The 20,794-nt window shown below is 65.8% G+C and carries 22 protein-coding genes; 12 read left to right on the top strand and 10 right to left on the bottom strand.

Going from position 1 to position 20,794, the window contains the following annotated elements; all coding sequences use genetic code 11:
• Positions 1–38: 38 nt before the first annotated feature.
• Positions 39–566, bottom strand: coding sequence for a DUF962 domain-containing protein (locus tag QYL93_RS11915; protein ID WP_305743836.1), 528 nt, complete (start codon positions 564–566; stop codon positions 39–41).
• A 100-nt stretch (positions 567–666) separates the two neighbouring features.
• On the opposite strand from QYL93_RS11915, the gene QYL93_RS11910 reads away from it, so the two are divergent.
• The 8 genes from QYL93_RS11910 (at position 667) to QYL93_RS11875 (ending at position 7,954) form a co-directional block, all read left to right on the top strand.
• Positions 667–1,371: a Crp/Fnr family transcriptional regulator gene (locus QYL93_RS11910; protein ID WP_305743835.1), complete on the top strand. Its 705-nt coding sequence runs from the start codon at positions 667–669 to the stop codon at positions 1,369–1,371.
• Positions 1,372–1,463: 92 nt separating this feature from the next.
• Positions 1,464–2,897, top strand: a complete 1,434-nt coding sequence (locus tag QYL93_RS11905; protein ID WP_305743834.1) for an aldehyde dehydrogenase family protein — start codon at positions 1,464–1,466, stop codon at positions 2,895–2,897.
• A gap of 51 nt (positions 2,898–2,948) precedes the next feature.
• Positions 2,949–3,536, top strand: coding sequence for a DUF2889 domain-containing protein (locus QYL93_RS11900; RefSeq protein ID WP_305743833.1), 588 nt, complete (start codon positions 2,949–2,951; stop codon positions 3,534–3,536).
• A gap of 59 nt (positions 3,537–3,595) precedes the next feature.
• The gene (locus tag QYL93_RS11895) at positions 3,596–4,357 is read left to right on the top strand and encodes an SDR family oxidoreductase (RefSeq protein ID WP_305743832.1); all 762 of its coding nucleotides are present in this window, start codon (positions 3,596–3,598) and stop codon (positions 4,355–4,357) included.
• Positions 4,358–4,423: 66 nt separating this feature from the next.
• Positions 4,424–5,560: a GTP 3',8-cyclase MoaA gene (moaA, locus tag QYL93_RS11890; RefSeq protein ID WP_305743831.1), complete on the top strand. Its 1,137-nt coding sequence runs from the start codon at positions 4,424–4,426 to the stop codon at positions 5,558–5,560.
• 55 nt (positions 5,561–5,615) lie between these two features.
• Positions 5,616–6,257: a molybdenum cofactor guanylyltransferase MobA gene (mobA, locus tag QYL93_RS11885; protein ID WP_305743830.1), complete on the top strand. Its 642-nt coding sequence runs from the start codon at positions 5,616–5,618 to the stop codon at positions 6,255–6,257.
• Positions 6,254–7,543 (top strand): gephyrin-like molybdotransferase Glp, encoded by a 1,290-nt coding sequence (gene glp, locus QYL93_RS11880; RefSeq protein WP_305743829.1) that lies wholly within the window; start codon positions 6,254–6,256, stop codon positions 7,541–7,543. The genes mobA and glp overlap by 4 nt, the downstream gene beginning before the upstream one ends.
• A gap of 84 nt (positions 7,544–7,627) precedes the next feature.
• Entirely contained in the window at positions 7,628–7,954 is a 327-nt protein-coding gene (locus tag QYL93_RS11875; protein WP_305743828.1) for a thioredoxin family protein, read from the top strand.
• Between the two features lie 6 nt (positions 7,955–7,960).
• Here the strand turns inward: QYL93_RS11875 and ubiG are convergent, their stop codons facing one another.
• On the bottom strand, positions 7,961–8,668 hold the full coding sequence (ubiG, locus tag QYL93_RS11870; protein WP_305743827.1) for a bifunctional 2-polyprenyl-6-hydroxyphenol methylase/3-demethylubiquinol 3-O-methyltransferase UbiG: 708 nt from the start codon (positions 8,666–8,668) through the stop codon (positions 7,961–7,963).
• A gap of 41 nt (positions 8,669–8,709) precedes the next feature.
• Positions 8,710–9,012 (bottom strand): thiol-disulfide oxidoreductase DCC family protein, encoded by a 303-nt coding sequence (locus tag QYL93_RS11865; RefSeq protein ID WP_370876968.1) that lies wholly within the window; start codon positions 9,010–9,012, stop codon positions 8,710–8,712.
• A 171-nt stretch (positions 9,013–9,183) separates the two neighbouring features.
• Here QYL93_RS11865 and QYL93_RS11860 point away from each other — a divergent pair, with 171 nt between their 5' ends.
• Complete coding sequence (locus QYL93_RS11860; RefSeq protein ID WP_305743825.1) at positions 9,184–9,528, top strand: metalloregulator ArsR/SmtB family transcription factor; 345 nt, start codon at positions 9,184–9,186, stop codon at positions 9,526–9,528.
• Positions 9,529–9,531: 3 nt separating this feature from the next.
• On the opposite strand, the gene QYL93_RS11855 is transcribed toward QYL93_RS11860, so the two are convergent.
• The 5 genes from QYL93_RS11855 to QYL93_RS11835 all read right to left on the bottom strand — a co-directional run bounded on the left by QYL93_RS11855 (position 9,532) and on the right by QYL93_RS11835 (position 15,346).
• A complete protein-coding gene (locus tag QYL93_RS11855) occupies positions 9,532–10,302 on the bottom strand; it encodes an SDR family oxidoreductase (protein ID WP_305743824.1) in 771 nt (256 codons plus the stop codon).
• 44 nt (positions 10,303–10,346) lie between these two features.
• Entirely contained in the window at positions 10,347–11,465 is a 1,119-nt protein-coding gene (locus QYL93_RS11850) for an SMP-30/gluconolactonase/LRE family protein (protein WP_305743823.1), read from the bottom strand.
• Between the two features lie 54 nt (positions 11,466–11,519).
• A complete protein-coding gene (garD, locus tag QYL93_RS11845) occupies positions 11,520–13,127 on the bottom strand; it encodes a galactarate dehydratase (RefSeq protein WP_370876967.1) in 1,608 nt (535 codons plus the stop codon).
• A gap of 42 nt (positions 13,128–13,169) precedes the next feature.
• Positions 13,170–14,321: a mandelate racemase/muconate lactonizing enzyme family protein gene (locus QYL93_RS11840; RefSeq protein WP_305743822.1), complete on the bottom strand. Its 1,152-nt coding sequence runs from the start codon at positions 14,319–14,321 to the stop codon at positions 13,170–13,172.
• Between the two features lie 65 nt (positions 14,322–14,386).
• A complete protein-coding gene (locus QYL93_RS11835; RefSeq protein ID WP_305743821.1) occupies positions 14,387–15,346 on the bottom strand; it encodes a tripartite tricarboxylate transporter substrate binding protein in 960 nt (319 codons plus the stop codon).
• Between the two features lie 431 nt (positions 15,347–15,777).
• Here QYL93_RS11835 and QYL93_RS11830 point away from each other — a divergent pair, with 431 nt between their 5' ends.
• Positions 15,778–16,791: a LacI family DNA-binding transcriptional regulator gene (locus tag QYL93_RS11830; protein ID WP_305743820.1), complete on the top strand. Its 1,014-nt coding sequence runs from the start codon at positions 15,778–15,780 to the stop codon at positions 16,789–16,791.
• 17 nt (positions 16,792–16,808) lie between these two features.
• Here the strand turns inward: QYL93_RS11830 and QYL93_RS11825 are convergent, their stop codons facing one another.
• Both QYL93_RS11825 and QYL93_RS11820 read right to left on the bottom strand, forming a co-directional pair.
• A complete protein-coding gene (locus QYL93_RS11825; protein ID WP_305743819.1) occupies positions 16,809–18,056 on the bottom strand; it encodes an MFS transporter in 1,248 nt (415 codons plus the stop codon).
• 196 nt (positions 18,057–18,252) lie between these two features.
• Positions 18,253–18,735 carry a VOC family protein gene (locus QYL93_RS11820; RefSeq protein ID WP_305743818.1) on the bottom strand — a complete coding sequence of 161 codons (483 nt, stop codon included), beginning with the start codon at positions 18,733–18,735 and terminating at the stop codon, positions 18,253–18,255.
• A gap of 212 nt (positions 18,736–18,947) precedes the next feature.
• Here QYL93_RS11820 and QYL93_RS11815 point away from each other — a divergent pair, with 212 nt between their 5' ends.
• Positions 18,948–19,589, top strand: coding sequence for a glutathione S-transferase family protein (locus tag QYL93_RS11815; protein ID WP_305743817.1), 642 nt, complete (start codon positions 18,948–18,950; stop codon positions 19,587–19,589).
• Positions 19,590–19,883: 294 nt separating this feature from the next.
• Positions 19,884–20,794 (top strand): endonuclease NucS domain-containing protein (locus QYL93_RS11810; protein WP_305743816.1); only part of this gene is annotated, 911 nt, incomplete at its 3' end.

The following is a 20,794-nucleotide window of genomic DNA, read 5'->3' as shown; positions in this document are numbered from 1 at the left end:
GTGGGCCGAAAGACGATGAAAAGGAGAGAAGCCGAAGCTCAGGCAGTAGCGGCCGGGCCTGTGCGCAGGCGCACCGGGCCGCTGCGCTGCTCGATGGCGTGCTGCACTTCCTTGCGCAGGCCCATCAGAAAGCCCAGTTCGGCCACCACGAACAGCGGGCCAACAATGAGGCCCACCAGGTCGTCCACGAACGCGGGCTTACGGCCCTCGTAGTAGTGGCCCACGAACTGGATGACCCAGCCCACGGCGAACAGACCCACACCCGTGGCCAGCCACAGCGTGGTGCCTTGCAGCGCCAGCCATTGGCCGCCAGCCAGCATGGCGGCCTGCAGCGCGGCCATCACCAGGCCGAAGCGCGTATCGAGCCGGAAATAGAAGACGCTGGCCGCGATGGCCGCCACCAGCGCCGGCCCCACAGGCACCCCGCCCAGCAGCCAGGTGGGGCGCGAGAGCAGGATCACCACGGCGAACATGATCATCGGCACGCCCACGAAATGGGTGTGGATGTTGCGCGGGTCGCGGTGGTAGTCGGCGTACTGGGCCAGGTGGTCGATCAGGGTTTTCATGGGTGTCTCCTGGTTGTTGTTGTGAGCAGCATCCATACTCGTGCGGCGCCCGCCCCCCGTCTGTCGGGGAGCCGACACAAACCCAGCCTTCCCTGACCGCATGACCGACCCCGCCGCCTACCTTCCCGTGCTCCAGACCGGCCGCTGGTTCGCCCACCTGCCGCCCGACTTCGCCCAGCCGCTGCTGGGCATGGCCCACCTGCGCCAGCTGGCGCCGGGCGAGGTGCTCTTTCTGCGCGGCGATGCACCCTGCGGGCTGTATGCGGTGGTGCGCGGCGCGATCAGCATCTCGGGCACCGGCGGGCGGGCCGACGAGGCGCGCGCCGCCCTGCTCACGCGGCTGGAGCCGCCGCACTGGTTCGGCGAGATCTCGGTGTTCGACAACTCGGCGCGCACACACGATGCCCATGCGGCCGAGGCCAGCACCCTGCTGCAGATACCGCACGAGCCGCTGCAGGCCTGGCTCACCGGCCACCCGCAGCACTGGCATGCACTGGCCCTCTTGCTCACCGACAAGCTGCGCACCGCCTTCGTGGCCATGGAAGAGCTGGCATTGCTGCCCGCCGGCCAGCGCCTGGCGCGCCGCCTGGTGATGATGGCCGAGGGCTATGGCCAGTGGACGGCGGAGGGCCAGTCGCGCCGGGTGATCGGCATCTCTCAGGAGCAGCTGTCGCTGATGCTGGCCATCTCGCGCCAGACCACGAACCAGATCCTCAAGGACCTGGAGGGCCGCGCCCTGGTGCGCGTGCACCGCGGCGAGGTGGAGATCCTGGACCTGGCGGCCCTGCGCGCCACTTGCTACTGAATCAATAGCACCCAGCGCACGCGGGTTATTACCCAAGTGCATTTGGGAGCAAAATACTAAGAACACTTTGCATTTCCGGGCAAAATGGCGGCATGCAACTGAACTACATCGCCAACGCCTCTGTTCCGTCTTCGTCGGGCCGCACGCTTGCCGTGATCGACCCTTCGGACGGCCAGCCCTTCGACGAGATCCAGCGCAGCAACGCCGACGACATCGACGCGGCGGTGCATGCGGCGCGCCAGTGCTACAACGCCGTGTGGCAGCGCATGGCACCCGCCGACCGGGGCCGCCTGCTGCAGCGCCTGTCGGCCAAGGTGCTCGAACATGCCGACGAGCTGACCGCGCTGGAGCAGCGCGACTGCGGCAAGCCCACCAAGCAGGCCCGCGCCGACACGCTGGCGCTGGCCCGCTACTTCGAGTTCTATGCCGGTGCTTGCGACAAGCTGCATGGCGAGACCCTGCCCTACCTGGACGGCTACAGCGTGCTCACCTGGCGCGAGCCGCATGGCGTGACGGGCCATGTGATTCCCTGGAACTACCCGATGCAGATCTTCGGCCGCAGCGTGGGCGGTGCCCTGGCCGCCGGCAACGTCTGCGTGGTCAAGCCGGCCGAGGACGCCTGCCTGTCGCTGATCCGCGTGGCGCAGCTGGCGGCCGAAGTGGGCTTCCCCTCTGGCGCGCTGAACATCGTCACCGGCTATGGCCACGAGGTGGGCGACGCGCTGGCGCGCCACCCGGGCATCGACCACATCAGCTTCACCGGCAGCCCCAAGATCGGCACGCTGATCCAGCAGGTGGCGGCCGAGCGCCACTGCCCGGTGACGCTGGAGCTCGGCGGCAAGAGCCCGCAGATCATCTTTGCCGATGCGGACCTCGATGCCGCCGTGCCCGTGGTGATCAACGCCATCGTGCAGAACGCGGGCCAGACCTGCAGCGCCGGCTCGCGCGTGCTGATCGACTCGCTGATCTACGAACCGCTGCTCGAACGCCTGGGCAAGGCCTTCGAGGCCCTGCGCGTGGGCCCGGCGGCCATGGACCTCGATGTGGGCCCGCTGATCCGCCAGACCCAGCAACAGCGCGTGTGGGATTTTTTGTCCGACGCACAGGTGGCCGGCATCCCCATGGTGGCCCAGGGCGTGGTGGTGGACGAATCGCCCGAGGGCGGTTTCTACCAGGCCCCCACGCTGCTGCGCGACGTGCCGGTGCAGCACCGCCTGGCGCAGGAAGAAGTGTTCGGCCCGGTGCTCTCGGCCATGGCCTTCCAGGACGAGGACCATGCGGTGGAGCTGGCCAATGCCACGCAGTTCGGCCTGGTGGCCGGCATCTGGACGCGCGACGGCTCGCGCCAGTTCCGCATGGCCAAGCGCGTGCACAGCGGCCAGGTGTTCATCAACAACTACGGCGCCGGGGGCGGCGTGGAGCTGCCGTTCGGCGGCGTGAAGTCCAGCGGCTACGGGCGCGAAAAGGGCTTCGAGGCGCTGTACGGCTTCACCACGCTCAAGACCGTGGCGATCAAGCACGGTTGATTGCAGCGCTCGCCGACCTGGCGGGCACTGATTTGCGCAAGACCTCTTTCCATGCCCCTGAGCCCCCCCACCCCCCGCACCGCCCGGCATGTCCGGCGCGTGACCTACCAGGGCTATGAACGCGACGACGGCCTGTGGGACATCGAAGGCGAGCTGCACGACAGCAAGGCCTACGATGCCCCCGTGCACCGTGGCGAGGGCGTGCGCCGCGCGGGCGAGCCCATCCACCACATGCTGCTGCGCGTCACGGTGGACCGCCAGCTCGTGGTGCAGGCCATCGACGTGGCCATGGACGCCCACCCGCTCAAGGACTGCCCGCTGGCCCAGGCCGCGCTGCAGCAGATGGTGGGCTGCAGCATGACCCGCGGCTGGCGCCAGGCCATCCAGAAACACCTGGGTGGCGTGGCCAGCTGCACCCACCTGCGCGAGCTGCTGTTCAACCTGGCCACGGCCGCCTTCCAGTCTGTCACCGCCGTGTTCGCGCCGCCCGCCAATGGCGACCCGCCACGCCATTTGAACCAGTGCACGGGCTGGGCCTTCGACGGCAACGGCGTGAAGGAGCACTTTCCGCAGTTCTACGGCCGCGTGCCTGCCCCGGTCAGCAAGCCCGACACGGCGGCACCGCCCGCCGAGCGCTGACCACGACCGGCCCGCCGCTTTTACCGCCACACTTTTTTCCAAAGACAGGGAGACACTCCATGCGTGCACAGAACAAATCCACCATCGTCACCGGCGCCGGCAACGGCATTGGCGAGGGCATCGCCAAGCGCCTGGCGGCCGAGGGCGCCAAGCTCATCGTCAACGACATCAACGAAGCCGGCGGTCAGCGCGTGGTGGCCGAAATCACCGCAGCCGGCGGCACGGCCGCCTTCTTCAAGGCCGACGTGACCAATTCGGCCCAGGTCAAGGCCCTGGTGGATGAGGCCGTGCGCCTGTACGGCCAGCTCGACGTGATGGTCAACAACGCCGGCTGGACGCACCGCAACCGCCCCATGCTGGAGGTGAGCGAAGATGAGTTCGACAAGGTCTATGCCATCAACATGAAGAGCATCTACCTCTCGGCCATCCACGCCGTGCCGGTGCTGCGCAAGGTGGGCGGCGGCAGCATCATCAACATCGCCTCCACGGCCGGCCTGCGCCCGCGCCCGGGCCTGACCTGGTACAACGGCTCCAAGGGCGCCGTGATCATCACCAGCAAGTCCATGGCGGCCGAGCTCGGCCCCGACAACATCCGCGTGAACTGCATCAACCCCGTGTTCAACCCCGATACGGGCCTGGCCGCCGAGTTCGCGGGCGGCCCGGTGGACGACGCGCGCCGCGCCAAATTCCTGGCCACCATCCCGCTGGGGCGCTTTTCCACCGCGCTCGACGTGGCCAACGCCGCGCTCTACCTGGCCAGCGACGAAGCCTCGTTCATCAATGGCGTGTGCATCGAGGTAGACGGCGGCCGCTGCGTATAAGCCCCCCTCACAAGGGCAAGTTGGGGGACCGCATCCCCAATGCAGCAACTGCGGCAAAATGCCCCCATGGCCGAACGTGTGATCCCCCTGGTGGACCAGCGCAGCGCCGCACTCAGGGCGGTGGTGCCGCTGCATGGCCAGGTGCCCACCGGCCACCTGGTGGACACGCGCGGGCGTCCCTTGCGCGACCTGCGCATCAGCGTGACGGACCGCTGCAATTTCCGCTGCAGCTACTGCATGCCCAAGGAGGTGTTCGACAAGGACTACCCCTACCTGCCGCACAGTGCGCTGCTCAGCTTCGAGGAGATCACGCGGCTGGCAAAACTCTTTCTGGCGCACGGGGTGCGCAAGATCCGCCTCACAGGGGGCGAGCCGTTGCTGCGCAAGAACCTCGAAGCCCTGGTGGCGCAACTCGCCGCCCTGCGCACGGTGGACGGCACGCCCCCCGACCTCACGCTCACAACCAACGGATCGCTGCTGGTGCGCAAGGCGCAGGCGCTCAAGGACGCCGGCCTGAACCGCGTGACAGTGAGCCTCGACGGTCTGGACGATACGGTGTTCCGGCGCATGAACGATGTGGACTTTCCGGTGGCCGACGTGCTGGCGGGCATCGAGGCCGCGCATGCGGCCGGCCTGTCGCACATCAAGGTCAACATGGTCGTCAAGCGCGGCACCAACGACCACGAGATCCTGCCCATGGCGCGGCACTTTCGCGGCACGGGCACCACGCTGCGCTTCATCGAGTACATGGATGTGGGCGCCACCAACGGCTGGCGCATGGACGAGGTGCTGCCCTCGGCCGAACTCATCGAGCGCCTGCGCGCCCACCTGCCGCTGGTGCCGCTCGATCCCGCCAGCCCGGGCGAGACCGCCGAGCGCTGGGGCTATGCCGACGCCAGCGGCCTGTACGACCCTGCCCTGGGCGAGATCGGTGTGATCAGCAGCGTCACCCAGGCCTTTTGCCACGACTGCAACCGCGCGCGCCTGTCCACCGAAGGCCAGCTGTACCTGTGCCTCTTCGCCACCCAGGGCCATGACCTGCGCAGCCTGCTGCGCGGCGGCGCGAGCGACGAGGCCATCGCCTCGGCCATCGCCCCCATCTGGCAGGGCCGCAGCGACCGCTACTCCGAGCTGCGCAGCAGCCTGCCTGCGGATGCCACGCCGGGGCCGCGCCGGGTGGAGATGAGCTATATCGGCGGGTGATGCAGGCACTGCTGCCCTTTCTTTTTCTTCAACGCACACCGGGCCACCCCTCTCCATGATCGACATCCAGGACATCACCGGCCTTGTGCTGGCCGGGGGCCGCGGCTCCCGCATGGGCGGGGTCGACAAGGGCCTGCAGGGCTTTCGCGGAATGCCGCTGGCGCTGCACACGCTGATGCGGCTGCAGATGCAGACCGGTGCCAGCATGGTCAACGCCAACCGCAACCTGGCAGCCTACGAATCATTCGGCGCCCCGGTGTGGCCCGACGTGCTGGCCGACTACGCGGGCCCGCTGGCCGGCTTCATGACCGGGCTGGAGCGCTGCGAAACCCCCTGGATGCTGACCGTGCCCTGCGACACCCCCCTGTTCCCGCTGGACCTGGCCGCGCGCTTGGCCGCAGCGGCCGACGAAGCGGGTGCCGACATCGCCATGGCGGCCGCCCCCGAGGACGATGGCAGCGGCGAGGTGGCGGTGCGCCCCCAGCCCGTGTTCTGCCTGCTGCGAGTGGACCTGCTGGAGAGCCTGGTGGCCTTCACCCAGGCCGGCGGCCGCAAGATCGATGCGTGGACCGGCCAGCATGCCTGCGCCATCGTGCCCTTCAACGCCCCGGGCGACGACCCACAGGCCTTCTTCAACGCCAACACCCTGGCCGAGCTGCACGCGCTGGAGGCCGGTACACCATCCGACCGCCCATGAAGACCCTTGCCGAGATTGCCGCCGAACTGCAGGGCTACGACCCCAAGGCCCTGAGTGTTGGCGATGCCAATGCCTTCCTTTCGCGCCTGGTGCAGCCCGTTCAAGGCACCGAGACCCTGCCCCTCTTCGATGCGCTGGGCCGCGTGCTGGCCAGCGATGTCGTCTCGCCCGTGAGCGTGCCGCCGCACGACAACTCGGCCATGGACGGCTATGCGCTGGCCGGCGCCCAGTTGGTGCCGGGCCAGTCGCTCACGCTGCGCCCCATGGGCACGGCCCTGGCCGGCAAGGCCTGGGCGGGCACGGTGGCCGCCGGCGAGTGCGTCAAGATCATGACCGGGGCCATCATGCCCACGGGCCTGGATACCGTGGTGCCGCAGGAGTTCACCACCACCGGGGCAGACGGCTCCATCACCATCGCCGCCGACGTGCTGCGCCCGGGCGACAACCGCCGCTTCAAGGGCGAGGACCTGATGCAAGGCAGCGTTGCGCTCGCGCAGGGCGAACTGCTCACGCCGGCCGCGCTGGGCCTGGTGGCCAGCCTGGGCCTGCCCACGGTCACGGTGCACCGCCGCCTGCGCGTGGCCTATTTTTCCACCGGCGACGAGATCCTGAGCCTGGGCGAGGCCCCGCGCGAAGGCGCGGTGTACGACAGCAACCGCTACACCGTGTTCGGCCTGCTCACGCGCCTGGGCGTGGAGGTGATCGACCTGGGCGTGGTGCGCGACGAGCCCGCCCTGCTGGAGGCGGCCTTTCGCCAGGCGGCGCAGCAGGCTGATGCCATCATCACCAGCGGTGGTGTGAGCGTGGGCGAGGCCGACCACACGCGCACCATGATGAAACAACTGGGCGACGTGGCCTTCTGGCGCATCGCCATGCGCCCGGGCCGCCCCATGGCCGTGGGGCGTTTGGCCAGTGATACGTCCGATGGCCGCAGCGCCGTGCTGTTCGGCCTGCCCGGCAACCCGGTGGCGGTGATGGTCACCTTCCTGGCCTTCGTGCGCCCCGCCCTGTTGCGCATGATGGGCAGCACCCATGCCCCCGCCCCCCTCATGCGCGCCATCAGCACCGAGGCCCTGCGCAAGAAGCCCGGCCGCACCGAGTACCAGCGCGGCACCGTGAGCACGGCCACCGATGGCAGCCTGCAGGTCTGCACCACCGGCAACCAGGGCTCGGGCGTGCTCAGCTCCATGGTGCAGGCGAACGGCCTCATCGTGCTGCACCATGGCCAGGGCGATGTGGCCCCTGGCGACCCCGTGGACGTGATGGTGTTTGACGGCGTGATCTGACACGCAGGTGCGGCATGGACTTCTCCACGCATGCCGAAACACGGCCTACGCTGTACTGAACATCCCATTCGAACGAGATTCACCATGCCCTACGCAGCCAAACACCTTGTACAACCCCCTTCGCGCGACGACGTGGACCAGTTGGCCGGTGCCACCGTCGTCGAGTTCGGCACGCCCTGGTGCGGCCATTGCCAGCGCGCCCAGCCCCTGATCGAAGGGGCCTTGAAGGACCGCACCGACGTGGCCCACATCAAGGTCGAAGACGGCCCCGGCCAGCGCCTGGGGCGCACCTTCGGCGTGAAGCTCTGGCCCACGCTGGTCTTCCTCAAGGATGGCAAGGAAGTGGAGCGCCTGGTGCGCCCGCAGCAGGCGGCCGATGTGGAGCAGGCGCTGCAGGTCGCTGCCGGCTGACCCGCCTCAGCGGTCCTTCTTCATCGCCAGCAGGTAGCCCACGCGCTGCGCGCGGTGCAGGCGGAAGGTCCGTGTGAAGGGGTTGTAGCCCAGCCCGCGCGCATCCTTGAGCGTGAGGCCCGCCGCCTTCGCATCGGCCACCAGCTCGTGCGGGCGGATGAACTTGCGCCAGTCGTGCGTGCCCACCGGCAGCAGCCGCAGCACGCGCTCCGCACCGAACACCGCGATCAGCCACGCGAAGGGCGTGCGGTTGATCGTGGAAAAGAACACCCAGCCACCGGGCTTGACCAGCCGTGCGCAGGCCTCGATCACCAGGCGCGGGTCGGGCACATGCTCCAGCATCTCCATGCAGGTCACCACGTCGTAGCCTCCGGGCTGCTCGGCCGCCAGTTCCTCGGCCGACACAGCGCGGTAGGCCACGCTGGCGCCGGTCTTGCGGGCATGCAGCGTGGCCACCTTGAGCGGCTTGTCCGCCAGGTCGATGCCCAGCACATCGGCCCCGCGCCGGGCCATGGACTCAGCCAGGATGCCGCCGCCGCAGCCCACGTCGAGCACCCGCTTGCCCTGGAGTGATGACACCGCATCGTCGATCCACTGCAGGCGCAGCGGATTGATCTCGTGCAGCGGGCGGAATTCCGATTGGGGATCCCACCAGCGGTCCGCCAGTTGCTGGAATTTGGCGAGTTCGGCGGCGTCGAAATTGGTGTGGACCATGGTGCAACTCCTTCTTTGGAATGGGAAAACGATCGATCGGCTTACCAGTGGCCCCGGGCCCGGTTCCAGCGGTAGAGCCCGCGCGCAAAGGCGTTGTAGAAAAGGTCAGTGATGCGGCGCACACCCCACCAGCGCAGCGGCGCGGCCAACCAGCCCCAGCGCGGCACGCGCCGCAGGGTGGCGGCCAGCGCATCGGCACCCACCTGCATGCGCCCCTGCCCGTCGGCCACGTGCAGGCGCTCGCGCACGGCCTCGAGGTCCAGGCCCAGGTCATCGAGCACCTCGGGGTGCTGGTGCACGTCCACCCACTGCACACCCCCATCAGTTGCCAGCCGCTCCCGCATGGCGCAGATGCCGGCATCGCACACAGGCAGGCACTGTTGTAGTACACAGTGGCGGTGGGGTTGGGGGTGTTGCGCATGGCTATTTCCTTTGCAGCCATCATAGCAATATTTAGTTAAATACCTAACTATTTAATTAAATAAATCACGACCCAGCTTGGCTAGAATGTGTGGATGGAAAAAATCTTCGAAGCGCTTGCGTCCACACCCCGGCGCAAGATCCTGGCCTACCTGTCCGAGACCGAGCTGTCGGCGGGCGAGATCGCCACGCGCTTCGAGATGAGCAAGCCCTCGCTCTCGCAGCACCTCAAGGTGCTGGAGAACGCCGGCCTCGTCACCTCGGAAAAGCGCGGCCAGTTCGTCTTCTACAGCCTGCAGCGCGACAACCTGGCCCACACCCTCACGGGCTTCATGCAGAGTGTGTGCCCCGTGTCCACGGGGCTCAAGAAGGAAAGCCGCGCCCTGGCCCAGAGCAAGGCCAAGGCAGCGGGCGCCAAGGCCAAGACTGCTACCGAGTAGCGCTCAGCCTCGACCTGCAAAGGGCATGTTGGATGCCATCACGGTCATGTTCAGCACGTTGGCGGAGAGCGGCAGGCCGGCCATGTAGCTCACGGCCTCGGCCACATGCTTGACGTCCATCATGGGCTCGGTGGCCATGGTGCCGTTGGCCTGGCGCACGCCCTCGCCCTTGGTCATGCGGGCCGACAGGTCGGTCAGCGCATTGCCGATGTCGATCTGGCAACCCACGATGTTGAACGGGCGCCCATCGAGCGCCAGGCACTTGGTCAGGCCCAGCACGGCGTGCTTGCTGGCCGTGTAGGGGCTGCTGAAGGGCCGCGGCGTGTGGGCAGAGATCGAGCCGTTGTTGATGATGCGCCCGCCCTGGGGCGACTGGCGGCGCATGAGGCCGAAGGCCGCCCGCGCGCACAGGAACACGCCGGTGATGTTGGTGTCCACCACGTCCAGCCACTTCTCCACGGGCAGCTCGTCCATGGGCACGGCGGGCGCGCCGATGCCGGCGTTGTTGAACAGCACATCCAGGCGACCGCATTCCTTTTCAACCGCCTGGAACAGCGCATCCACGCTGGCGGGGTCGCGCACGTCGGAGGTGACGGCCAGGGCCTTGCCGCCCAGGGCATGCACTTCCGAAACAAGCGAATCGAGCAACTCGGCACGGCGACCGGTCGCCACGACGAAGAAACCGTCGTGCGCGAGCGCCTTGGCAACGGCACGACCGATGCCGCTGCCGGCGCCGGTGACGAGAGCGACTTTCTGGGCGGGAAGAGAGGACACGCAAATACTCCTGTTGGGTAGGAAACAATGGAGAAAGCAGAACCTTACACCGCGCCGTGGGACTCCACATACAGGGCGTACAGCGAATGGCTGCTGGTCATGTACAGCCGGTTGCGCTTGGGCCCCCCAAAGGCCAGGTTGGCACAGCGCTCGGGCAGGCGGAGGAAGCCGATGGGCTTGCCCTCGGGGTTGAAGACCTTCACACCGTCCATCTCGTCGGAGCGCCCCGTGGGCAGGTGCGCCTTCATGCCGCCGCCGATGTCGGCAGGCTCGGCCGCCAGCGCGCCGGTATAGCCCCAGCCGCACCACAGGTTGCCGTCGCGGTCCACCTTGAAGCCGTCGAACGCACCGGGGCCAGCGGCATCGATCAGCTTGGTCTTGTTGGAGACGGTGGCGCCATCGGCCGACACGTCGTAGGCCCAGATGCTGCGGTTGGGCGTGCCCTTCCACTCCACCACGTAGAGCTTCTTTTCATCGGGTGAGAACGCCAGGCCGTTGGGGTTCACCAGATCGGTGATCACCGCCGTGAGCTTGCCATCGGGCGCTATGCGGTAGACGTTGGTCGTGGCCTGCTCGGGCGTGGCGCGCGAGCCCTCCCATTCACCGCCAATGCCGAAGGTCGGGTCGGTGAACCAGACGCTGTCGTCCGACTTGACGACGATGTCGTTCGGCGCATTCAGGCGCTTGCCCTCGAAGCGGTCGGCCAGCACGGTGGTGCGCCCGTCCTTCTCGGTGCGCACCACGCGGCGCGTCACCGAATGCTCGCAGGTGATGAGCCGGCCCTGGCGGTCGCAGACATTGCCGTTGGCGTAGTTGACGTTGGTCTTGTGCACCGAGAACTGGCCAGACTTCTCGTCGTACTTCATCAGCCGGTTGTTCGGAATGTCGCTGAGCAGCAGGTAGCCGCCCTGGGAGAAGTAGGCCGGCCCCTCGGCCCAGCGCATGCCCGTGCCCAGTTGCTCCACCGTGCTGCTGTAGATGCGGTACTTGGCAAAGCTCGGGTCCAGGATGAACACCGAAGGGTCGGGGTAGCGCTGGTTGGGCCTGAAGTCGAAGGCCTGCGCGCCGGCAAGGCCGCTCAGGGCTGCCACGCCGGTGCCGGCCGCTGTTTTCAGGAACTGGCGGCGGGCGGAGGTCATCCCCTGGTTCTTGGTTGTCGTCATCTCTCTTGTCTCCTGTGTTGTGGTTTTGAAAGGAATCTGAAGGTTGCCTGGTCTTCAGGTCACTGGCGCAGGATTGAACAACACCAGCGCGTTGTGCAGCTTCCAATGCTCGGCCCAAGTCTTCTTGCGGCCACTGGCCACGTCCAGCATCAGCTGGAACATCTCCCAGCCCACGTCGGCAATCGTCTTCTCGCCGGTGGCAATCGTTCCGGCGTTGATGTCCATCAGGTCGTGCCAGCGGCGCGCCAGGTCGTCGCGCGTGGCCACCTTGATGACGGGCACCTGGGCCAGGCCATAGGGCGTGCCACGGCCGGTGGTGAACACGTGCAGGTTCATGCCCGCAGCCAGTTGCAGGGTGCCGCAGATGAAGTCGCTGGCGGGGGTGGCTGCGTAGATCAGTCCACGCTGCCGGAGCTTCTCACCCGGAGCGATCACGCCCGAGATCGGCGAGCTACCCGACTTGACGATGGAGCCCATGGCTTTTTCCACGATATTGGACAGGCCGCCCTTCTTGTTGCCCGGCGTGGTGTTGGCGCTGCGGTCCACCCGGCCGCGCTGCAGGTAGGCGTCGTACCAGGCCATCTCGCGGATCATGGCCTCGGCCACCTCGGGCGTGGAGGCACGCGAGGTGAGCTGGTCGATGCCGTCACGCACCTCGGTCGTTTCGGAGAACATGACCGTGGCGCCCGCGCGCACCAGCAGGTCGGTGCAGTAACCCACGGCCGGGTTGGCCGTGACGCCCGAGAACGCGTCGCTGCCACCGCACTGCACGCCCACGACCAGCTCGCTGGCGGGCACGGTCTCGCGGCGGCGCGCGTTCAGGCGCTCCAGGTGCAGCTCGGCCTGGCGCAGGATGGAGTCGACCATGGACATGAAGCCCACGTGCGCATCGTCCTGCAGGCACACCACGTCCAGCGGCGTATCGGCGCTCGTACCCGTATCGGCCACGTTGCGCTCGTCCACCAGCGGAATGCTGCCGGGCGGCAGCAGGCGCTCGGGCTGCAACTTCTCGCAGCCCAGGCTCACCACCATCACCTCGCCGCCGAAGTTGGGGTTGAGCGAGATGTTGCGCAGCGTGCGGATGGGGATCACCGCATCGGGCGCGTCGATGGCCACGCCGCAGCCGTAGCTGTGCTCCAGCGCCACCACGTCGTCCACGTTCGAAAAGCGCGGCAGCAGCTCGGACTTGATGCGCTGCACGGCAAAGTCGGTCACGCCGGCCACGCACTGCACGGTCTGCGTGATGGCCAAGATGTTGCGCGTGCCCACCGATCCGTCAGCATTGCGGTAGCCCTCGAAGGTGTAGCCTTCCAAGGCGGGTTGCGGCTCGGGCTTGACCGTGGCGATGGGCAGGCCTTCGAGCTCGCGCGCCTCGGGCATGCGCAGCAGGCGCTCGTGCACCCAACTGCCCGCGGGGATGGGCTTCAAGGCATAGCCGATGGGCACGTTGTAGCGGCGCACCTCGCCGCCTTCGGGGATGTCCACCAACGCCACCTTGTGCGCCTGCGGCACCTTGTCCACCAGGGTCAGGCCCGAGGGGAATACGGTGCCTGCGGGCAGGCCCCCGTCGTTGGCGACGATGGCGACGTTGTCGCGCTCGTCCATCTTGATGTGCAGGGGCGGCCGCGCCGGGGTCGTGGTGGATGCGGTGCTATCGGTCATGGGGGTTCTCTGTGCTGTTTTGCTCAATCTACCGCAGGTGCGTCATTGCCTCTGGCCTGCCTCTGCCGTCTCGCGCGTCCAGGCGCGCGCCTGCTCGCTCAGGCTCAGGCCCAGGCCAGGGCGCGTGGGCACGAGCATGTGGCCGTCCTTGATCTCCAGGCGCTCGTTGAACAGCGGCTCCAGCCAGTCGAAATGCTCCACCCAGGGCTCGGTGGCATACACCGCGGCCAGGTGCACGTGCAGTTCCATCGCGAAATGCGGGCCCAGGCTCAGGCCGGCGTGCTCGGCCTGCGACGCGATCTTGAGGAAGGGCGTGATGCCGCCCACGCGCGGTGCATCGGGCATCAGGTAGTCGGCCGCGCGGTGGCGTATCAGCTCGCCATGCTCGGCGGCACTGGTCAGCATCTCGCCCGTGGCGATGGGTGTGTCAAAGGTCGCAGCCAGCGCGGCGTGGCCTTCGAAGTCGTAGGCGTCAAGCGGCTCCTCGATCCACACCAGGTTGAATTCTTCGAAGATGCGGCACATGCGCTGCGCGGTGGGGCGGTCCCACTGCTGGTTGGCGTCCACCATCAGCGGCACCTGCTCGCCCAGGTGCTTGCGCACGGTCTCCACGCGCGTGATGTCCAGCGCCCGGTCGGGCTGGCCGACCTTGAGCTTGATGCCGCCGATGCCGCGCTCGATGGAGGCCCCCGCGTTCACCACCAGTTGGTCGATAGGCGTGTGCAGGAAGCCGCCGGAGGTGTTGTAGCACTGCACCGAGTCGCGCTGCGAGCCCAGGAGCTTGGACAGTGACAGCCCCGCGCGCCGCGCCTTGAGGTCGTACAGCGCCACGTCGAAGGCACCGATGGCCTGGGTGGACATGCCGCTGCGCCCCACCGAGGCCCCGGCCCAGCACAGCTTGGTCCACAGGCGCGAGATGTCGCTCGGGTCCTCCCCTATCAGCGCGGGCGCGATCTCCTTGGCGTGGGCAAACTGCCCCGGCCCGCCCGCGCGCTTGGAGTAGCTCAGCCCCAGGCCCTTGTGGCCGTCCTTGGTTTCGATCTCGGCGAAGAGCATCGCGATCTCGGTCATCGGCTTCTGGCGGCCGGTGAGCACTTTGGCGTCGCTGATCGGGTTGGCCAGCGGCAGGTAGCACGAAGAAACGCGGACCCAGGCGATGGAGTCGCTGGCGGTGGAGGGGGTGGAGGAAGTCATGGGCTGGGGCTACGAAGCAACAATGAAATCGCGACCCCAAGACTTCGCCTTGGGGTCGCAATGCATCAGTCGATGGAAATTTTTCCGGTCTCGATCACCGTCTTCCAGCGCGCGTATTCCTTCTTCTGGAAGTCCGCGAACTGGGCCGGGGTGTTGACCACCATCTCGAAGCCGATGCCGACGAACTGGTCCTTCACCTTCGGGTCGTTCAGCGCCTCGGCGAACGCGGCGTGGGCCTTTTCGCGCACGGCGGGCGGCAAGCCCTTGGGCGCGACGATGGCCTGCCAGGAGGTGACCACGACGTTCTTCACGCCGGCTTCGGTCAGGGTGGGCACATCGGGCAGCACGGGCGAGCGCGCGGCGCTGGTGACGGCCAGGGCGCGCATCTTGCCGCCCTTGATGTACTGCACCACCGAGTTGACGTTCTGGAACGAGGCATCCACCTGCCCGCCCATGATGTCGGTATGCGCAGGGGCGCCACCCTTGTAGGGCACATGGATGGCGGTGGTGCCCGTCTGCTGCCAGAACAGCTCTGCCGTCAGGTGGTCGCTGGAGCCGTTGCCAGCCGAGGCAAAGGTGAGCTTGCCGGGGTTGGCCTTGAGGCTGGCGATCACGTCGGCCACTGTCTTGAACGGCGAATTGGTGGGCACGACCAGCACATTGGGCGACTGCACGGCCACGGTGATCAGGTCGAAATCCTTGAGCGGGTCGTACTGCATGCCCTTGAGCAGGTGCGGCGTGATGACCAGCGGGCCCAACGAGGTGACCAGGAAGGTGTAGCCATCGGCCGGTGCGCGCTTGACGAAGGTGGCGCCGATGGTGCCCGTGGCACCGGCCTTGTTCTCCACCAGAAAGGACTGCTTGAACTTGTTGGTGAGCAGCGGGCCCACGGCGCGTGCCACCTGGTCGGTGGAGCCTCCGGGCGGGAACGGCACGACCAGCGTCACCGACTTGTCGGGCCAGGTCTGCGCGTGCGATGCCAGGGCCGCCAGGCCGATGCATAGGGCGGTGAGTGTCTTCTTCATGCGTTGTCTCCTTCTTTATGAAAATGGTCCTGATGGCCTGCCCGCGCAGTTGCTGTGGCCTTGGGGGAAAAGGTCTGATGGCACAGTCAATAATGACAACGTTGTCATTTCATTGCCAGAGCAGAATGGTTGGATGCTATTTATATGTTGGTTTGTCGCACCCACCAGCTGCTCATTGCCACAGTCCGGCGCAAATGATATCGTTGTCATTTTGTACCGTCAACCCGATTCGGATCAGGGTTTGCCCGAAGAAGACAGGCCTGCCAGGGCCGCAAACCACCGCCCGCACGCCCATCGGCTCCGCCAGCGAGAGCCCCCCTAACCCGTCGTCACCGCGCCACGCGCCACCCTGCCAGTGCGGGGGCCTCCCGGGATTTTTGGTAGGGTATGGCCCCACTCGCCACACCCTTGCCATTGCATTGCCCTCCCCCATGAACACCCCCTCCCCTCACAAGCCCGTCACCCTGCACGATGTGGCCAAGGTCGCGGGCGTGTCGCTCATCACCGCGTCGCGCGCGCTGAGCAACCCGGGCGTGGTGTCGGACAAGACCATCGCCAGGGTGCGCGAGGCCGTGGAGGCCACGGGCTATATTCCCAACCTGCTGGCGGGCGGCCTCAAGTCAAAACGCAGCCGCATGGTGGCGGCCATCGTGCCGGCGCTGTCGGTATCGCAATTTTTGCCCACCGTGCAGACCCTCACCTCGGCGCTGGCCGCTGGCGGTTACCAGGTCATCGTGGGGCAGACCAACTACGACGCCGAGCGCGAGGAGGCTGTGCTCAACACCATGATCAGCCGCCAGCCGGACGGCATCGTGATGACCGGCCTGGTGCAGTCGCAAAAAGCACGCGACCGGCTCAGGCGATCCGGCATCCCCGTGGTGGAAACCTGGGACCTGAGCGACCGGCCGGTGGACATGGTGATCGGCTTTTCGCACCTCAAGGTGGGTGGTGCGGTGGCCGGTTACTTCCTCTCGCGCGGCTGGCACAAGGTGGGCATCGCCACCGGCAGCGACCACCGCGCCATGCTGCGCCGCGAAGGCTTTCTGGCCACCTTGGGCCGCGACGACGTGCCCACCGCCGTGGTGCCCGCCCCCAGCAGCCTGGCCCTGGGCCGCCGCGCACTGGCCGAACTGCTGGACAAGGAACCAGGGCTGCAGGCCGTGTGCTGCAGCTCCGACACCCTGGCCCACGGCGTGCTGGTCGAGGCCCAGGCCCGCGGCCTGCGTGTGCCCGAGGACCTGGCCGTGGTCGGCTTCGGCAACGCCGAGTTCGGCGCGCACATGCTGCCATCGATCACCACCGTGCACGTGGACGGCCCCGAGATCGGCCGTCTGGCCGCGCAGCTCATCATGGCGCGCTGCAATGGCGAAGCGGTGGCGCAGCCCATTGTGGACCTGGGATTTCGGCTGATCGAGCGGCGCTCCACGTCGGTGGATGCGGAGTAACCTCTGGGTGCACGGCGCTACGTACTGCGCCCCAGGCGCACGGTAGCCAGCAGCGCCAGTGCCACGCACGTGGCCGCTGCCCCCACCAGAAAGGCCGTGCCGATGCCGAACCAGTGTGTCGCCATGCCCACCACCGGCCCCGTCACGCCTAGCGCAATGTCGGCAAAGGCGATGAAGTTGCCCACCGCGCGGCCGCGCTGCTCGGGCGGCACCGAGCGCGTGGCCAGCACGCCCATGGCCGGGAACACCAGCGAGAAGCCCAGGCCAGTGAGCGTGGCGCCCAGCACCGCCATGGCGGGGTTGCCCGCCTGCCAGATCAGCACCTGGCCCACAGCCTCGAAGGCCAGCGAACCTACGGCCACGGCCGTGGCACCCAAGCGGTCCGGCAGGCCCGAGCCCACCAGGCGCACGAGGATGTAGGCCGCGCTGAAACCCAGCAGCGCCGTGCCCGCATGGGCCCAGCCGTGGGCCGCGTAACTGAGGGTGAGGAACGCAGCCATGGCTGCATACGGCACGGTGGCCAGCGCCAGCACCAGGCCCGGCCGCCAGATGAGGCCCAGCACGCGGTGGAACGGCACGCGCTGCTGCCCGCCCGAGGCTGGCACGGCCGGCAGCCGCAGCGCAATGGCCCAGGCCAGCAGCGGTGTGATCAGCGCGAGCACGCCCACGCCGGCAAAGCCGAAGGATGGCTGCACCGCCAGCCCCAGCGGTGCGCCCAGGCCCAGCGCGGCATAGATGGCAATGCCCACCCAGGACATCACGGAGCCCGTGCGCGCCGGCCCCACGCGCGCAATGCCCCAGCTCATGAGGCCGGTGAGGAACAGGCTTTCACCGAGGCCCGCCACCAGCCGGCCGAGGATCACCACCGCCAGGCTGGCTGCAGCGCCGAAGGGCAGCACACTGGCCAGCACATAGGCCAGCCCCGAGCAGGCCGTGAGCGGCAGGCCCAGCAACACGGCAAAACGCGGCCCGCGCTGGTCGCAGAGCGTGCCCGCCTGGTGGCGCGTGAGCAACGTGGCAAGCGACTGCAGGCCGATGGCCCAGCCTACCGTGGCCGCGCCAAAGCCCAGGTGGTCGCGCACCTCCAGCGCCAGTGCGCCGAGCGGAATGCTGATGGACAGAAAACCGAGGAAGACCGCCAGCGCCACCGGTGCCAGCGCCGCGAACAAGGCAGGCGCAGGTGCAGAAACGGACCCGAGCGGGCGAACTACGGAAGAAGCGGAGGGGGATGGAGAAGAAGAAGAATGCGAAATGCGTGACGTCATGGAGAGCGCGCCTTTAAAACGCCGAGACACGCCCTTACTGGGCTCCTCTCGACAAAGGACGCGTTGGATGACGGTAACGCTTACGACAGGCTGGCTGGCAGCTGCGGGCGGATTATGGCGTGGTGTTTCGCTGCCCGTCAACCGCACCGGAGAAAAATATTTCCCGATGCGCCAACGAACCTGCACGCGGTCAGGCTCAGCCGCGAACGGCCTTTTCTATCGCTGCGACATCGATCTTTCTCATCGGCATCATGGCCTGGAAGGCACGCTTGGCCACCTCGCCGCCCTGGGCCATGGCATCGGTCAACACGCGCGGGGTGATCTGCCAGTTGATGCCCCAGCGGTCCTTGCACCAGCCGCACTGGCTCTCCTGCCCGCCGCTGCCGACGATGGCGTTCCACAGGCGGTCGGTCTCGGCCTGGTCATCGGTGGCGATCTGGAACGAGAAGGCCTCGCTGTGCTTGAACTGCGGGCCGCCGTTGAGGCCGATGCAGGGGATGCCGGCGACGGTGAATTCCACCGTCAGCACATTGCCCTTCTTGCCGCCGCCCGGGAAGTCCGAGGGCGCCTGGTGCACCGCAGTCACCTTGCTGTCCGGGAAGGTCTGGGCATAGAAATTGGCAGCGGCCTCGGCTTCGCTGTCGTACCAGATGCAGACGGTGTTCTTGGCGGTAGGCATGCAGGTCTCCTGTGTGGGAAAAGCGGCCAGTGTGTCGTGTCCATGCCCTGCCCGCAAAGCGGTCACTGTAGGACACCCGCTTGATCGGATTGGCACAGAATGGGATTGGTGCTACCCCCTAAAAAGGCCAGGAACCAGAAACTTTTGCACACCCACCACTCCGATCCGGCTGCCTTTCGACACTTTCAATCCTGCCCCCGCATCCACTCCCCATGCTCAAAATCCACCACCTCGGCCACTCCCAGTCCGAACGCATCGTCTGGCTCTGCGAAGAACTGTGCCTGCCCTATGAATTGGTGCACTACACACGCGATGCCGTCACGCGCCTCTCGCCGCCCGAACTCAGGGCACTGCACCCGCTGGGCGCCGCGCCGGTCATCGAAGACGGTGGCCTGCTGCTGGCCGAGTCGGCCGCCATCGTCGAGTACATCATCGCCAGGCACGGCGGCGGCCGCCTCAAGCTCTCGCCGGACCATGCGGACTACGCGGCGTTCCTGTACTGGTTCCACTTCTCCAACGGCAACCTGATGCCCGTGCTGGGCCGCATGATGGTGGTCAACCGCGCCCAGTTGCCGGCGGACCACCCGGTGCAGCAGAACGCGCAGCTGCGGCTCGATCGGGTGCTGGCGCTGGTGGAGGCCCGCCTGAGCGAGGTGCCCTATTTCGCAGGGCAGGAGTTCACGGCCGCCGATGTAATGAGCGTGTTCTCGCTCACCACCATGCGGCTGTTCCAGCCGCTGGACCTTGCGCCGTATCCGAACATCCGCGCCTACCTGCAACGCATTGGCGCGCGGCCGGCGTACCAGCGCGCGCTGGCAAAGGGGGATCCGGATCTGGTGCCATTGCTGGGATAAGCAAAAAGCCAGACGTCTATGTCTGGGCATCCCTCAAGCCTTCCGAATATTGGCTCTGTGCAGGCGTAAATCATTGGCTTGAGTGCAAAAAATTCTGGCTGATGTATGCAAATTCAGGTATCGTAGATTTATTCCTGCGGTTTAGCCAAGAGGGACTTCTCAAACCATTTTTCAATGCTTAATTTATTGATTTTATAGCGTGACTGCGACCATTTTTGATTTAAGAGCCCCACCAGAATTCAAGCGTTATACCCATACTGAATCACTGTAACTAAAATTGCATTGGATACCACCTTGAACCAACACGAATCACGAATTAGAGATTATTTAAGCGAAAATCTCAAAATTATAGAAGAAGGAATGCTCCTCGTCAAAAAAGAATTTTACATTCAGAACAATTTAGGAGCTGGCGGCTTTATTGATATTTTAGCAAAAGATAGTTTAGGGCATTTTACTATAATAGAAATAAAAAGAAGCAACGAGGCAGCCAGAGCGGCACTTCACGAACTAACAAAATACTCAACACTGCTAACCTCCTCACTCGGTATAAAAATACACAACATTCGAGCAATTCTTGTCTCAACCGAATGGCATGAGCTAAGCACTCCTTTTTCAGAATATTTAAGGGCAACAAATATCTCTACCATCGGCTTAGTCATTTCCGCAAATCAAGATGGCGAAATTAATAAAGTTAGTCAATTTATACCACAAGAGGAAGTCGAGCCTTTGAAAATTGAAAGAGCTCATCAAGTTCATTTATTTGAAAACAAAGAAGATCGCGAAAAAGCACTCAACCCACTTTCTATCGCCGCCCAAAAGGCATCAATACTTGATTTTGCAATACTAACAACCGACTACTCAGGGGGTAATTCAACAGTAATTCACCCCTACGGGGCATATTTTGTGTTCTCATCACCAGTAAATTATCAAAACCCTAAAAAACTAAAAAAATTCATCAAAACAAGCAAAATCCCTTGGGAGGATTTAGACGATCCAGCGGAAAACTTTCTTTGCCGACTTGGAGACTTCACAAAATTCAATTATTCAAGCTTTGAAATCGGCTATCCCGAAAAACTATCAGCCATGGCGTCAGATGGCTGGAAGGTCAATGTTGCAGTTCGACAAGGAAAATATTCGTCCAACACTGCAGTCATCTCGAATGATGCCCTCATCAGAGAAGCAATGCAAATTGAAGGCGGAGCATC

This window comes from Acidovorax sp. A1169, assembly GCF_030704685.1.
Taxonomy (GTDB): Bacteria; Pseudomonadota; Gammaproteobacteria; order Burkholderiales; family Burkholderiaceae_C; genus Acidovorax.
This window is presented reverse-complemented; position numbering and strand designations above follow the sequence as displayed.

Excerpts from the sequence above, each read along its gene's own strand:
- QYL93_RS11915 (WP_305743836.1), bottom strand. The coding sequence starts at position 566 with ATGAAAACCCTGATCGACCACCTGGCCCAGTACGCCGACTACCACCGC.
- QYL93_RS11910 (WP_305743835.1), top strand. The coding sequence starts at position 667 with ATGACCGACCCCGCCGCCTACCTTCCCGTGCTCCAGACCGGCCGCTGG.
- QYL93_RS11905 (WP_305743834.1), top strand. The coding sequence starts at position 1,464 with ATGCAACTGAACTACATCGCCAACGCCTCTGTTCCGTCTTCGTCGGGC.
- QYL93_RS11900 (WP_305743833.1), top strand. The coding sequence starts at position 2,949 with ATGCCCCTGAGCCCCCCCACCCCCCGCACCGCCCGGCATGTCCGGCGC.
- QYL93_RS11895 (WP_305743832.1), top strand. The coding sequence starts at position 3,596 with ATGCGTGCACAGAACAAATCCACCATCGTCACCGGCGCCGGCAACGGC.
- moaA (WP_305743831.1), top strand. The coding sequence starts at position 4,424 with ATGGCCGAACGTGTGATCCCCCTGGTGGACCAGCGCAGCGCCGCACTC.
- mobA (WP_305743830.1), top strand. The coding sequence starts at position 5,616 with ATGATCGACATCCAGGACATCACCGGCCTTGTGCTGGCCGGGGGCCGC.
- glp (WP_305743829.1), top strand. The coding sequence starts at position 6,254 with ATGAAGACCCTTGCCGAGATTGCCGCCGAACTGCAGGGCTACGACCCC.
- QYL93_RS11875 (WP_305743828.1), top strand. The coding sequence starts at position 7,628 with ATGCCCTACGCAGCCAAACACCTTGTACAACCCCCTTCGCGCGACGAC.
- ubiG (WP_305743827.1), bottom strand. The coding sequence starts at position 8,668 with ATGGTCCACACCAATTTCGACGCCGCCGAACTCGCCAAATTCCAGCAA.
- QYL93_RS11865 (WP_370876968.1), bottom strand. The coding sequence starts at position 9,012 with ATGCGGGAGCGGCTGGCAACTGATGGGGGTGTGCAGTGGGTGGACGTG.
- QYL93_RS11860 (WP_305743825.1), top strand. The coding sequence starts at position 9,184 with ATGGAAAAAATCTTCGAAGCGCTTGCGTCCACACCCCGGCGCAAGATC.
- QYL93_RS11850 (WP_305743823.1), bottom strand. The coding sequence starts at position 11,465 with ATGACGACAACCAAGAACCAGGGGATGACCTCCGCCCGCCGCCAGTTC.
- garD (WP_370876967.1), bottom strand. The coding sequence starts at position 13,127 with ATGACCGATAGCACCGCATCCACCACGACCCCGGCGCGGCCGCCCCTG.
- QYL93_RS11840 (WP_305743822.1), bottom strand. The coding sequence starts at position 14,321 with ATGACTTCCTCCACCCCCTCCACCGCCAGCGACTCCATCGCCTGGGTC.
- QYL93_RS11835 (WP_305743821.1), bottom strand. The coding sequence starts at position 15,346 with ATGAAGAAGACACTCACCGCCCTATGCATCGGCCTGGCGGCCCTGGCA.
- QYL93_RS11830 (WP_305743820.1), top strand. The coding sequence starts at position 15,778 with ATGAACACCCCCTCCCCTCACAAGCCCGTCACCCTGCACGATGTGGCC.
- QYL93_RS11825 (WP_305743819.1), bottom strand. The coding sequence starts at position 18,056 with ATGACGTCACGCATTTCGCATTCTTCTTCTTCTCCATCCCCCTCCGCT.
- QYL93_RS11820 (WP_305743818.1), bottom strand. The coding sequence starts at position 18,735 with ATGCCTACCGCCAAGAACACCGTCTGCATCTGGTACGACAGCGAAGCC.
- QYL93_RS11815 (WP_305743817.1), top strand. The coding sequence starts at position 18,948 with ATGCTCAAAATCCACCACCTCGGCCACTCCCAGTCCGAACGCATCGTC.